The sequence below is a fragment of the Streptomyces sp. SN-593 genome (assembly GCF_016756395.1).
GTDB classification, from domain to species: domain Bacteria; phylum Actinomycetota; class Actinomycetes; order Streptomycetales; family Streptomycetaceae; genus Actinacidiphila; species Actinacidiphila reveromycinica.
Genome location: NZ_AP018365.1, coordinates 2853021 through 2865959, shown reverse-complemented (window position 1 = coordinate 2865959; position 12939 = coordinate 2853021). Strand labels below are relative to the sequence as shown.

Sequence of the window (12939 nt, the reverse complement as noted above, 5' to 3'; positions counted from 1 at the left end):
CCGCCCTCCCCCCTCCGGTCATCCGGTCTCCGTCACCCGCCGTCCGTGCCCGTCCACCGGGCCGGGCGGCGGGTCCGCTCATCCGACCTGCCGCCATTGCGCCCGAAGCGCGTCGACCGCGGCCATGATCGACGGTCGGCGTGCCGCGCCCTTCCGCCACAGCGCGTACAACCGCCGCACCGGAGCGGGCTCCAGCCGCAGCACCCGCACTCCCTCGGGCAGCGGCCCCCGGCCCAGCCGGGGCACCAGCGCGATGCCCAGCCCCGCGGCCACCAGGGCGACCTGCGTGCCGTACTCGCCGACCTGGTAGGCCATGTCCGGCTCGGTGCCGGACTCCCGCAGCGTTCGCACCAGCCAGTCGTGGCACACCGATCCCGGTGGCTGGCAGATCCACCGCTCCCGGGCGACGTCCGCGCGCAGCACCGACCCGCGCTCCGCCAGCCGGTGCCCGGCCGGCACCAGCACGTCGCACCGGTCGTCACCGATGACCGCGCGACCCAGCCCTTCCGGCACGGGCAGCGGCGCGATGTCCCAGTCGTGGGCCACTGCCAGGTCCACCCCGCCCCGGGCCACCAGGTCGACCGACAGGTGGGCGTCCACCTCGACCAGCCGCAGGTCCAGCGCGGGGTGTGCGGCGGCCAACGCGGCCAGCACCGGAGGCAGCAGACCGCATGCCGCGGTCGGGAACGCTGCGACCGTCAACCGCCCGCCCGGGCGGCCGCGCTGCTCCTCCAACGCGACCTCGGCCGACTCCACCACCCGCATCAGCTCTTGCGCGGCGGCCACCAGCAGCAGCGCGGCGTCCGTCAGCACCACCCCGCGGCCCTGCCGCTCCAGCAGCACCGAACCGGCCTCGCGCTCCAACTTCGCGACCTGCTGGGACACCGCCGAGGGTGTGTATCCCAGCGCCGCTGCCGCCGCACCGATCGACCCGTGCGTGTGCACCGCGTGCAGCGCCCTCAACCGTCCCAGATCGAGCACGCCCGCAGGCTCCTTCCCACTGCCGCCATCCACCGGCCGCCCGGACGGCACCGGCCGCCCGGACGCCCGGCCGTCACGTTGCCGTGCGCCCGCCGCCCCGGATGCTCAGGCCGACTCCGACAACAGCCGGGCCAGGTGCTCCCGTCCGGCCTCCAGCAGACCCGGGAACTCCTCCGCCTGCGGATTCCACCTCTTCTCGTACTCCCAGCACAGCCAGCCGTCCCACTCGGCGCGGCTGAGCACCTCGATCGTCTCCGCCAATGGCAGCGCACCCTTGCCGAGCGCCAGCGGGGTTCGCTCCTCCGCCGAGGCGATGTCCTTGACCTGCACGTATCCCAGGTACGGGGCGAGTGCGGGATAGGTCGAGGACGGCTGCTCACCGGCCAGCCAGGTGTGCATCACGTCCCAGATCGCACCCACGGCGTGGTGCCCGACAGCTCCCAGCACCCGCGCCACGTCGGCGCCGGACCGGTGCGAGTCGTGCGTCTCCAGCAGCACTCGTACCCCGCGGTCGGTCGCATGCGGTGCCACCGCTGCCAGGCGCCGTTCGGCCAGCGCGTCCGCCTCAGCAACCGGCAGGTCGCCTCCGCCCGGGAAGACCCGGACGTAGGACGCCCCCAGGTCGGCGGCCAGGTCGACAGCGGCTTCGACCTCGGCCAGCACCGGGCCGTCCTCGCCCCGGGCCGCCACCCTCGCGTAGGCGGCCACGGTGAGGATGGTGATGCCGGCGGACGCGAACTGCTCGACCACCCGGGCGCGTTCGTCCGCGTCGAGCCCCGGGTGCACCGGTTCCTCGTCGCTCGCGCGCAACTCGACGCCGTGGTAGCCGTTTTCTGCCGCGAGTCGCACGACCTGGTCGATGGGCAACGCGGGGAGTCCGAGGGTGGAGAAGGCGAGTCTCATTTGCCGGACACTAGGCACGGGGCCCGCGCGGGGTCAACCGCGACCGGGCCTCGCCGCGTCGGCGTGTCGCCCACCCGCCCGCCCTGGTTCGACCTCCTTTCGACCGCGGTGATCCGTCGGCGGAGCGCCCAGGACGTCCGCTCCGCACCTGTCCTCGCCCCGCTCCGTGCCAGTCGGGGTGCCGCCCGGACTGGTCACAGGGTCAGGCGCCAGTCCTGTCCCACCAGATCCCGGCCGAAGCTGTGGTGGGGGTTCTCGGCGATCAGCTCGAACCCGGCCCGCTCGTAGATCCTGCGGGCCCCGGACAGGACGTCGTTGGTCCACAGGACGAGCGCGTCGTAACCGGCCTGGCGGGCGAAGGCGACGCACGTGTCCACCAGGCGCCCGCCTATCCCGTGGCCCCGGGCGGCCGGATCGACCAGCAGCAGGCGCAACCGCGCGGTCCCGGGCGCGTCGTCCCGCACGCAGAAGACGCATCCCGCCCGCTCGCCGTCGAGTTCGGCCACCCACATCGCCTCGCGGTGCGGGTCGCGGCCCGACGCGTAGTCCGCGACGATGCGCGCGACCAGAGCTTCGTATTCCTCGTCCCAGCCGTACTCAGCCGCGTACACCGAGGCGTTCCGCTCGATGGCCCACCCCAGATCGCCCGGGCGGGGCGAGCGCAGGACGACGCGCGGGCCAGGGGTGAAGCGGTGGTCGTCGTGCAGGATCTCGCGGACCGTGCTCATCGCAGCGGTGAGCCGCGGCCGGTCCTCCGGTGCTATCCGGCCGACCAGCGAACTCACGGCCTCCTGCGCGCGGTCCTCCAGCAGGGACGCGGCCTCCTTCCCCCGCGTGGTCAGCTCGATCCGCTGTCTTCGCGCGTCCTGCTCGGATGGCCTGCGCGTGACGAGCTGCCTCTCCTCGAACTTCGACAGCATCCGGCTGAGATGGCCGGCGTCGAGTGACAACTCCACGCGCAGGTCGGCCGCGTCGGTGCGTCGCGCGTGCGCGAGTTCGTAGAGCACGCGCGCCTCGGTGAGCGTGAACGGTGTGTGGAGGTGGCGGCTGTAGTCGAGCGCGCCGATGAGGTTGGTGTAGAAGCGGTTGAACGCGCGGATCTCCTGGACTGCCATGACGACTCCGGCCTTTCTGTTCTTTCTTTGCCTGAGTCAAAGGTAGGACCGTGGCGGAGCCCCGCGAAAGCCCATTTTTCCCGCCTGTGGATAACTTTCAGCGGTCCGTGCGGGCCGTGCGGGCTGGATGGGCCGGTGGCGCGGTGGACTCCCGGACCATCAGTTCCGTGGTCACCGTGGCCACCCAGCCCGGCGGCGGGGCCGACCGACCCAGCACCAGCCGGCCCGCGCGCGCTCCCGCCTCCTGGAGCGGGATGCGGACGGTGGTCAGCGCCGGCGAGGCGTCGACGCTGAACGGGAGGTCGTCGAACCCGGCCACGGAGATGTCGCCGGGGACGCGGAGCCCGCGGTCGCGCAGGGCGGCGCACACGCCGAGCGCGGCGGCGTCGTTGGACGCCACGACCGCGGTCACCGAGGGGTCCTTGCGCAGCAGTTCCAGTGCGCCGTCGTAGCCGGACGAGCGGTCGTACCCGCCGTACACGACGGGTTGGCCCGGCAGGTCCCCACTGCCCACCGCGTCGCCGTCCCCGGGAACGAGCCCGTGGGCGGCCAGTGCCGCGTAGTGGCCTTCGAGGCGGTGCCGCGTGGTGCTGCGTTCGGGCGGGCCGGCCACGCAGCCGATCCGGCGGTGCCCCAGCGACAGCAGGTGCTCGGTCAGCCGTCGCGCCCCGCCCCGGTTGTCGAAGGTGAGGGTCGTGATGCCGGGCGCCGTATCGGGCAGCGGCGGGCGCCCGCACAGCACGATCCGCGTGCCGGAGGAGGCCAGCCGGGCCAGCCTGGCGGCCACCGCGGCCGTGTGCGGCCCGTCCTCGACCGCGCCCCCGGTCAGTACCACGCCGGCCGCGCGCTGGCGTTCGAGCAGGGTGAGATAGGTGAGTTCGGACTCGGGCGACCCGCCGGTGTTGCAGACCACCGCCAGCTTGCCGCCGCTCGGAGGGTTGCCGGGGCCGGCACCGATCTCGCGCTGGAGCGCGCTGGCGATCAGGCCGAAGAAGGGGTCCGCCACGTCGTTGACCAGGACGCCGACGAGGTCGGAGCTCGCCGCGGCCAGCGCTCGCGCCTGACCGTTGACGACGTAGTCCAGCTCCGCCACGGCCCGCCGCACCCGCTCCCTGGTGCTGCCGGCCACCGGGTAGTTGCCGTTGAGGACCCGGGAGACGGTCGCCGACGACACTCCCGCGCGCGCCGCGACATCGGCCAGCGTCACTGCCATATCGGTCCTGACCTCCTCGTGCGGCGGCTGGGGGATCGCTCCGGCCGGCGTCGCACCGGCTGTCGAGCGTCGACGGCACATGCTCTCACCTCGTCGCCGCCCGCGGCAGCCACGCCGCAGTTCCGCAGGCCGTCACGCCAGCAAGCGCTTACCTCGGCATCCAGGAGAGTCTTGTCGACCGCCACTCGCGCAAGCTAGCGTGATACGGAAGAAAGCGCTTGCTATGGTGCGAGCCCCTACCGCGAGCACCTTGCCGACCGCACTTCCCACCCCGCCCCCGACCGCCCAGGAGAGGCCCATGACACGCAAGACCGTGAGGATCGCCATGAACGGCGTCACCGGACGCATGGGCTATCGGCAGCACCTGGTACGGTCCATCCTCGGCCTGCGCGAGCAGGGCGGCCTCGACCTGGGCGACGGCACTGTGCTGTGGCCGGAGCCCGTACTCGTCGGCCGCCGCGAGCACGCGCTGCGCGCGATCGCCGAGCGGCACGGCATCGAGCACTGGAGCACCGACCTGGACGGGGTCCTGGCCGACCCGTCGGTCGAGATCTACTTCGACGCCCAGGTGACCTCCGCCCGCGAAGGGGCGGTCAGGCAGGCCATCGCGGCAGGCAAGCACATCTACTGCGAGAAGCCGACGGGCACCACGCTGGCCGGAGCCGTGGAACTCGCACGGCTCGCCACCGAGGCCGGAGTGAAGCACGGCGTGGTGCAGGACAAGCTCTTCCTGCCCGGCCTGCAGAAACTCCGGCGGCTGGTCGAAGGGGGCTTCTTCGGCCGGATCCTCTCCGTGCGCGGCGAGTTCGGGTACTGGGTCTTCGAGGGCGACTGGCAGAGCGCGCAGCGCCCGTCCTGGAACTACCGTGCCGAGGACGGCGGCGGCATCGTGGCGGACATGTTCCCGCACTGGGACTACGTGCTGCACGAGCTGTTCGGCCGGGTGCGCAGCGTCCAGGCGCTCACCGCCACCCACATCCCGCAGCGCTGGGACGAGCAGGGCAAGCCGTACGGCGCCACCGCGGACGACGCGGCCTACGGTGTCTTCGAGTTGGAGGGCGGGGCCGTCGCGCAGATCAACTCCTCCTGGGCCGTGCGGGTCAACCGGGACGAACTGGTCGAGTTCCAGGTGGACGGCACCCACGGCTCCGCCGTCGCGGGGCTGCGCAAGTGCCGCGTCCAGCACCGCTCGGCCACGCCCAAGCCGGTCTGGAACCCCGACCTGCCGGCGACGGAGACCTTCCGCGACCAGTGGCAGGAGGTCCCGGACAACGCCGACTTCGACAACGGCTTCAAGGCGCAGTGGGAGCTCTTCCTGCGCCACGTGGCGCTCGACGAGCCGTGGCGCTGGGACCTGCTGGCCGGTGCCCGGGGCGTCCAGCTCGCCGAGCTCGGCCTGAGGTCCTCCGAGGAAGGCCGCCGCTTCGAGGTCCCGGAGCTGTCGCTGTGACCCTCCTGCTGCCCGACGCGTCCGGTGAACTGCGCGCCTACCGGCCACGTTCCGAACCCGTCGTCCATGCGGCGGGACTGCCCCTGCGCAGCAGGGTGGTCTACTCGGCCGCCCACGTCGTCGCCGACCCGATGCGCACCGCGGCCGACGCCCCCGCGGCCGTGGACTGGGACGCGACCCTCGCGTTCCGCCACCACCTGTGGAGCACGGGGCTCGGGGTGGCCGAGGCCATGGACACCGCGCAGCGCGGCATGGGCCTGGACTGGCCGGTCGCGGCGGAGCTCATCCGCAGGTCCTCTGCGGAGGCGCGGCTGACGGGCGGCCGGATCGCGTGCGGAGTGGGCACCGACCAACTGGCCGGTGCCGCCGCCTCGGGGGCCGGCCTCGCCGAGGTCACGGCCGCCTACGAGGAGCAGTTGGCAGTGGTGGAGGAGGCCGGTTCGCAGGCCGTCCTGATGGCCTCGCGCGCCTTGGCCGCCGTCGCCAAAGGACCCGACGACTACCTGGAGGTGTACGGACACTTGCTGCGGCAGTCCGCCGACCGGGTGATCCTGCACTGGCTCGGCCCGATGTTCGATCCCGCGCTGGTTGGCTACTGGGGCAGCGACGACCTCGACGCCGCGACCGAGACCTTCCTGGAGGTCATCGCCGCCCATCCGGACAAGGTTGACGGCATCAAGGTCTCGCTGCTTGACGCGGACCGGGAGGTCGCGCTGCGCCGCCGTCTGCCGGAGGGGGTGCGCTGCTACACGGGCGACGACTTCAACTACCCGGAGCTGATCGAGGGCGACGGCGAGGGCTTCAGCCATGCGCTGCTCGGGATCTTCGATCCGCTGGCGCCGGTGGCGGCCGCCGCGGTCAGCGCCCTGGACACCGGTGATGCCGCCGGATTCCGGGCGTTGCTGGACCCGACGGTCGGCCTGTCGCGGCACCTCTTCGAGGCGCCCACCCGCTTCTACAAGACCGGAGTGGTCCTGCTCGCCTGGCTTGCGGGATTCCAGGACCACTTCACCATGGTCGGCGGCCTCCAGTCCGCGCGTTCCCTTCCCCACCTCGCGCGGGCGTACGAACTCGCCGACCGGGTCGGCCTGTTCGCCGACCCCGAACTCGCCGAAGCCCGGATGCGCGGGCTGCTCGCCGTACACGGAGTGGACGCATGACCGCCGACCAGGGCACCGCGCGGGACCTCGCACGCCTGAGTATCAACCAGGAGACCGTGAAGCAGTGGTCGCTTCCCGAACTGGCCGAGGGATGTACGGCGCTCGGCATCGGGTCGGTCGGCCTGTGGCGCGCCCCGGTCCAGGAGTACGGGGTGCGCGACGCGGCCGCGCTGATGAGGGAGCACGGTCTCGCCGTCACCTCCCTGTGCCGGGGCGGCTTCTTCACCGCGTCCGACCCGGCGCGGCGGGCGGAGGCGCTGGCCGACAACCGGGCGGCGATCGACGAGGCCGCCATGCTCGGGACCGACACCCTGGTGCTCGTCTCGGGCGGCCTGTCCGAGGGCGAGCGGGACATCGCGGCGGCCCGGGAGCGGGTGGCGGACGCGATCGGCGCACTCGTGCCGTACGCGGCGGAGCACGGTGTGCGGCTGGCGATCGAGCCTCTGCACCCGATGTTCGCCTCGGACCGCTGCGTGGTCTCGACGCTGGGACAGGCGCTGGACATCGCGGAGCGGTTCGCACCCGAACACGTGGGTGTCGTCGTGGACACCTACCACCTGTGGTGGGACGACCGTGCGGAGGCGGGGATCGCGCGTGCCGGCGGGAGCGGGCGGATCGCGAGCTTCCAGGTCGCGGACTGGGTGACGCCGCTGCCCGAAGGGGTGCTGCTCGGGCGCGGGCAGCTCGGTGACGGATGCGTCGACCTGCGGGGACTGCGCGTGCGGGCCGACGAGGCCGGGTACCGGGGCCAGGTGGAGGTCGAGATCTTCAACCCCGGTCTGTGGGCCAGGGACGGCGCCGAGGTGCTCGCCGAGGTCGCGGACCGGTACCGGCGGCACGTGCTCTGAAAAGATCTTGGAATTTTCCCGTCCCGCGGTACAACCCTTTCCCCGCTCGACGTGTCGTACATGGCATCGGGGCTCCCGGAGGGGGTTCAGGGAGCCCGGCTGGTACGCCCGAGGGGGGTTTCGGGGGTACAGGGGGAGGGATGACGAGGGGCTCGGCTTCGGCCGGGCCCCTCGCGCTTTCTCCCGCGCGCCGGGGGAGTTGTCCACAGCCGCGCGGGTGACGGGCGCCGCGATGTCGGTCACTGCCGGTACCTTCGGAGCAGATCACCGACCGGCCCGGAGGGAGCCAGCAGATGGGTGAGGCACCGCACCTCTCGGTCCTGGAGGGCGTCCTTGAGCGGATCACGTACGCCAACGAGGACAACGGCTACACGGTCGCGCGCGTCGACACCGGCCGCGGCGCCGGCGACCTGCTCACCGTGGTCGGCGCCCTGCTCGGCGCGCAGCCCGGTGAGTCCCTGCGCATGCACGGCCGCTGGGGTTCGCACCCGCAGTACGGCAAGCAGTTCACGGTGGAGAACTACACGACGGTCCTGCCCGCCACCGTGCAGGGGATCCGCCGCTATCTCGGTTCCGGGCTCATCAAGGGCATCGGGCCGCGCATCGCCGAGCGCATCGTGGAGCACTTCGGCACCGACACGCTGGACGTCATCGAGACCGAGGCCACCCGCCTGGTCGAGGTGCCGGGTCTCGGACCGAAGCGGACGAAGCTGATCGCCGCCGCATGGGAGGAGCAGAAGGCGATCAAGGAGGTGATGGTCTTCCTCCAAGGCGTGGGGGTCTCCACGTCCATCGCCGTGCGGATCTACAAGAGTTACGGCGACGCGTCCATCTCCGTGGTGAAGAACCAGCCATATCGGCTCGCCTCCGAGGTGTGGGGCATCGGGTTCCTGACCGCCGACCGGCTCGCGCAGGCCGTCGGCATCCCGCACGACAGCCCCGAGCGGGTCAAGGCCGGCCTCCAGTACGCCCTGTCGCAGGCCACGGACAGCGGCAACTGCTTCCTGCCCGAGGAGCGCTTGATAGCCGACGCGGTGAAGCTGCTTCAGGTGGACACCGGCCTGGTGATCGAGTGCCTGGGGGAGTTGGCCGACGAGGAGGGCGTGGTGCGCGAGCGGGTCCCGTCGCCCGACGGCGACGGCGAGCCGGTCAGGGCGGTGTACCTGGTGCCGTTCCACCGCGCGGAGATCGCCCTCTCCGCCCAGGTGCTGCGACTGCTGCGCGGGCCGGAGGACCGGATGCCGGCCTTCCAGGATGTCGACTGGGACAAGGCGCTGGCGTGGCTCGCCGACCGGACCGGCGCGGACCTCGCCCCCGAGCAGCAGGAGGCCGTGCGCCTGGCGCTCACGCAGAAGGTCGCGGTGCTCACCGGCGGCCCGGGCTGCGGCAAGTCGTTCACGGTGCGCTCGGTGGTAGCCCTGGCGGCTGCCAAGAAGGCCAAGGTGGTGCTCGCCGCCCCGACCGGCAGGGCCGCCAAGCGGCTCGCCGAGTTGACCGGGGCCCCCGCCTCGACGGTGCACCGCCTGCTGGAGCTCAAGCCGGGCGGCGACGCGGCGTACGACCGTGACCGGCCGCTGGACGCGGACCTCGTGGTGGTCGACGAGGCGTCGATGCTGGACCTGCTGCTGGCGAACAAACTGGTGAAGGCGGTGCCACCCGGGGCGCACCTGCTGTTCGTCGGCGACGTGGACCAATTGCCGAGCGTGGGGGCGGGCGAGGTGCTGCGGGACCTGCTGGCCCCGGGTGGACCGGTGCCGGCCGTGCGGCTGACCCGTATCTTCCGCCAGGCCCAGCAGTCCGGGGTGGTGACCAACGCGCACCGGATCAACTCGGGAGTGCCGCCGGTCACTCAGGGACTGGCCGATTTCTTCCTCTTCGCCGAGGAGGACTCGGAGGAGGCGGCCCGGCTGACAGTCGACGTCGTGGCCCGTCGGATTCCGGCCAGGTTCGGCCTCGACCCCCGCCGGGACGTCCAGGTGCTCACCCCGATGCACCGCGGCCCGGCCGGCGCCGGTGTGCTCAACGGCCTCCTCCAGCAGGCTGTCACCCCCTCCCGCCCGGACGTGGCGGAGCGCCGCTTCGGCGGCCGTACCTTCCGCGTCGGCGACAAGGTCACGCAGATCAGGAACAACTACGAGAAGGGCGCCAACGGCGTCTTCAACGGCACCGTGGGCGTGGTGACCGCCCTCGACGCGGTCGAGCAGAAGCTCACGGTGCGGACTGACGAGGACGAGGAAGTCGGATACGACTTCGACGAACTGGACGAGCTGACCCACGCCTACGCCGTCACGATCCACAGATCGCAGGGCAGCGAGTACCCGGCGGTGGTGATCCCCGTCACTACCGGGGCTTGGATGATGCTCCAACGCAACCTGCTTTACACCGCGGTCACGAGGGCGAAACGCCTGGTCGTGCTGGTGGGGTCGCGTCGGGCGATCGGGCAGGCCGTGCGGACGGTCTCCGCGGGTCGTCGCTTCACGGCTCTCGACCATCGGCTTGATCTGGGCGCAAAATAGGCACTCCGTGCCACTTTTCGGCCCGATGGCCGACCCCGAGTGCACACCCCAGTGCCAAATGGGGGACAGTGGACGTAGTCAGGGCACCTCGAAGAAGAGGCAAAACCGTCGGTGAGGGAATGACGTGAGCGACAACTCTGTAGTACTGCGGTACGGGGACGGCGAGTACAGCTACCCCGTGGTGGACAGCACCGTCGGTGACAACGGTTTCGACATCGGCAAGCTGCGCGCCGATACCGGACTGGTCACCCTGGACAGCGGCTACGGCAACACCGCGGCGTACAAGTCCGCGATCACCTTCCTCGACGGTGAGCAGGGCATCCTGCGTTACCGCGGGTATCCCATCGAGCAGATCGCCGAGCGCGGCTCCTTCCTGGAGACCGCGTACCTGCTGATCAACGGCGAGCTGCCGACCGTCGACCAGCTCTCCGCGTTCCAGGGGCAGATCACCCAGCACACGCTGCTGCACGAGGACGTCAAACGGTTCTACGACGGCTTCCCCCGGGACGCCCACCCGATGGCGATGCTCTCCTCGGTGGTCAGCGCGCTGTCGACGTTCTACCAGGACAGCCACAACCCCTTCGACCCCGAGCAGCGCGACCTGTCCACGATCCGGCTGCTCGCCAAGCTGCCGACGATCGCGGCGTACGCGTACAAGAAGTCCGTCGGCCAGCCGGTGGTCTACCCGCGCAACGACCTCGGCTACGTCGAGAACTTCCTGCGGATGACCTTCTCGGTCCCGGCCGAGGAGTACGAACTCGACCCGGTCGTGGTCAACGCGCTGGACAAGCTGCTCATCCTGCACGCCGACCACGAGCAGAACTGTTCGACGTCCACGGTCCGGCTGGTCGGCTCCTCGCAGGCCAACCTGTTCGCGTCGATCTCCGCCGGCATCAGCGCGCTGTGGGGGCCGCTGCACGGTGGCGCGAACCAGTCGGTGCTGGAGATGCTGGAGCGCATCAAGGCCGAGGGCGGCGACGTCGACTCCTTCATCCGCCGGGTGAAGAACAAGGAAGACGGCGTGAAGCTCATGGGCTTCGGGCACCGCGTCTACAAGAACTTCGACCCGCGGGCGAAGATCATCAAGGCGGCGGCGCACGACGTCCTCTCGGCGCTCGGCAAGTCGGACGAGCTGCTGGACATCGCGCTCAAGCTGGAGGAGCACGCGCTCAGCGACGACTACTTCGTCTCGCGCAAGCTCTACCCGAACGTGGACTTCTACACCGGGCTGATCTACCGGGCGATGGGCTTCCCGACCAGCATGTTCACCGTGCTGTTCGCGCTCGGCCGGCTGCCCGGCTGGATCGCCCAGTGGCACGAGATGATCAAGGAGCCCGGCTCCCGCATCGGTCGGCCGCGGCAGATCTACACCGGCGTCGTCACCCGCGACTACGTCCCGGTCGAAGCCCGCTGACCTGGGCGCACGCCCGGAGGCACGCACACAGGAGAGCGCCCCGCGACGGATCCCCCCACGGGTCCGGCACGGGGCGCTCCCGTTTCCCGGAGCGGATCCCCCCACGGGTCCGTACCGGGCGTTCTTCGGCGGCTGCGCCAAGCCGGGACGAGGCGGCCGGGAGGGCCGCTCAAGCTCCCCGGTGTCGCCCCGGCGACGCAACTCGATCCATCCCCCTAGATGGACCGTACCTCAACCCCCCGCACCGGCTCCGCCGGGGGCCGGTGTTCAAGACATAAGACCCATGAGACACCGTAATGGTTACGCCGCAAGCGATGTGATCTACGTCTCTTCGGCGGGGGTGTTTGCGCAGGCTACCCCGCTCGCGGCCGGTCGGGCGTGATCCCGTAGCGTGCTGTCTCTCCTCGAGGGGCGGAGCACATGGCAGAGAACGGGACAGCGGTCCGGAACATCGTGGTGACCGGCGGAGGCACGGGCATCGGCCTGGCCATCGCGACCCGGTTCGCGGAGGACGGCCACCACGTCACGATCGTCGGCCGCCGCCGCGAGGTCCTGCACGCCGCCGCGGACGAGCTGCGCACCCAGCGCGCTCTGGACGTCACCCCGGTCGTATGCGATCTGGCCGATCCGGACGACGTCGAGACGGTCCTGTCGCACCTGCCCTACCGGGTCGACGTCCTGGTGAACAGCGCCGGCAGCCGTGAGCTCGCGGTCGGCGCCGGACCGCACGGCCTGCTGGCCCGCTGGCGCGGCGACTTCGAGCGGAACGTCCTCACGGCGGTGCTGCTCACCGAGTCGATGCGCGACCGCTTCGCCGACGGCGCCCGCGTGGTCACCGTGACCTCGGTCGCCGCGCTGCGCGGCGGTGGCTCCTACGGGGCCTCCAAGGCCGCTCTGCACGCCTGGAACCACTCCCTGGCCGCCCAACTGGGGCCGCAGGGCGTCACCTGCAACATCGTCGCTCCCGGGACCGTGGCGGGCACCGAGTTCTTCGGCTCGCGGCTCAACGACGCGGAGCTGACCCGGCGCGCCGGACGCACCCTGGTGGGCCGGGTCGGCCGCCCGGCGGACGTGGCCGCGGCGGTGCTCTTCCTGGCCTCCCCGGAGGCGGGCTTCATCACCGGTGAGATCCTGCAGTGCAACGGCGGCGAGCTGCTCGGGCGTTGAGGCCGCCGGCGGGCGACCCGCGGCGGCGCGCGGACACGTGCCGCTCCGGACACGTGGCGGCGTGTCGTGAGGCGTCTCCACCCACAGGAGTAGCGCCGCTGCGTCCCGAGGATGAGATTTCCGGGGAATCGGCGGAGAAGTGCCCCTACACCGCCAAACACGCTTGCCGAGT

The 12939-nt window shown here is 71.6% G+C and carries 10 protein-coding genes; 6 read left to right on the top strand and 4 right to left on the bottom strand.

Going from position 1 to position 12939, the window contains the following annotated elements:
- Positions 1–78: 78 nt before the first annotated feature.
- From RVR_RS11765 to RVR_RS11750, 4 genes are all read right to left on the bottom strand, one after another.
- Positions 79–981 (bottom strand): LysR family transcriptional regulator, encoded by a 903-nt coding sequence (locus RVR_RS11765; protein WP_202233804.1) that lies wholly within the window; start codon positions 979–981, stop codon positions 79–81.
- 105 nt (positions 982–1086) lie between these two features.
- Entirely contained in the window at positions 1087–1884 is a 798-nt protein-coding gene (locus RVR_RS11760; RefSeq protein ID WP_202233803.1) for a sugar phosphate isomerase/epimerase family protein, read from the bottom strand.
- A gap of 194 nt (positions 1885–2078) precedes the next feature.
- Complete coding sequence (locus tag RVR_RS11755; protein ID WP_202233802.1) at positions 2079–2999, bottom strand: bifunctional helix-turn-helix transcriptional regulator/GNAT family N-acetyltransferase; 921 nt, start codon at positions 2997–2999, stop codon at positions 2079–2081.
- A 97-nt stretch (positions 3000–3096) separates the two neighbouring features.
- Entirely contained in the window at positions 3097–4212 is a 1116-nt protein-coding gene (locus tag RVR_RS11750; RefSeq protein WP_202233801.1) for a LacI family DNA-binding transcriptional regulator, read from the bottom strand.
- A gap of 298 nt (positions 4213–4510) precedes the next feature.
- Between RVR_RS11750 and RVR_RS11745 the strand changes: the two genes are divergently transcribed.
- The 6 genes from RVR_RS11745 to RVR_RS11720 all read left to right on the top strand — a co-directional run bounded on the left by RVR_RS11745 (position 4511) and on the right by RVR_RS11720 (position 12767).
- Entirely contained in the window at positions 4511–5662 is a 1152-nt protein-coding gene (locus RVR_RS11745; RefSeq protein WP_202233800.1) for a Gfo/Idh/MocA family protein, read from the top strand.
- Positions 5659–6822 (top strand): dihydrodipicolinate synthase family protein, encoded by a 1164-nt coding sequence (locus tag RVR_RS11740; protein ID WP_202233799.1) that lies wholly within the window; start codon positions 5659–5661, stop codon positions 6820–6822. The genes RVR_RS11745 and RVR_RS11740 overlap by 4 nt, the downstream gene beginning before the upstream one ends.
- Positions 6819–7670, top strand: a complete 852-nt coding sequence (locus RVR_RS11735; protein ID WP_202233798.1) for a sugar phosphate isomerase/epimerase family protein — start codon at positions 6819–6821, stop codon at positions 7668–7670. The genes RVR_RS11740 and RVR_RS11735 overlap by 4 nt, the downstream gene beginning before the upstream one ends.
- 293 nt (positions 7671–7963) lie before the next feature.
- Entirely contained in the window at positions 7964–10186 is a 2223-nt protein-coding gene (gene recD2, locus RVR_RS11730) for an SF1B family DNA helicase RecD2 (RefSeq protein ID WP_202233797.1), read from the top strand.
- A 124-nt stretch (positions 10187–10310) separates the two neighbouring features.
- A complete protein-coding gene (locus RVR_RS11725) occupies positions 10311–11600 on the top strand; it encodes a citrate synthase (RefSeq protein ID WP_202233796.1) in 1290 nt (429 codons plus the stop codon).
- A gap of 420 nt (positions 11601–12020) precedes the next feature.
- Positions 12021–12767: an SDR family NAD(P)-dependent oxidoreductase gene (locus RVR_RS11720; protein ID WP_202233795.1), complete on the top strand. Its 747-nt coding sequence runs from the start codon at positions 12021–12023 to the stop codon at positions 12765–12767.
- Positions 12768–12939 lie beyond the last annotated feature (172 nt).

Excerpts from the sequence above, each read along its gene's own strand:
- RVR_RS11735 (WP_202233798.1), top strand. The coding sequence starts at position 6,819 with ATGACCGCCGACCAGGGCACCGCGCGGGACCTCGCACGCCTGAGTATC.
- RVR_RS11750 (WP_202233801.1), bottom strand. The coding sequence starts at position 4,212 with ATGGCAGTGACGCTGGCCGATGTCGCGGCGCGCGCGGGAGTGTCGTCG.
- RVR_RS11760 (WP_202233803.1), bottom strand. The coding sequence starts at position 1,884 with ATGAGACTCGCCTTCTCCACCCTCGGACTCCCCGCGTTGCCCATCGAC.
- RVR_RS11755 (WP_202233802.1), bottom strand. The coding sequence starts at position 2,999 with ATGGCAGTCCAGGAGATCCGCGCGTTCAACCGCTTCTACACCAACCTC.
- RVR_RS11745 (WP_202233800.1), top strand. The coding sequence starts at position 4,511 with ATGACACGCAAGACCGTGAGGATCGCCATGAACGGCGTCACCGGACGC.
- RVR_RS11720 (WP_202233795.1), top strand. The coding sequence starts at position 12,021 with ATGGCAGAGAACGGGACAGCGGTCCGGAACATCGTGGTGACCGGCGGA.
- recD2 (WP_202233797.1), top strand. The coding sequence starts at position 7,964 with ATGGGTGAGGCACCGCACCTCTCGGTCCTGGAGGGCGTCCTTGAGCGG.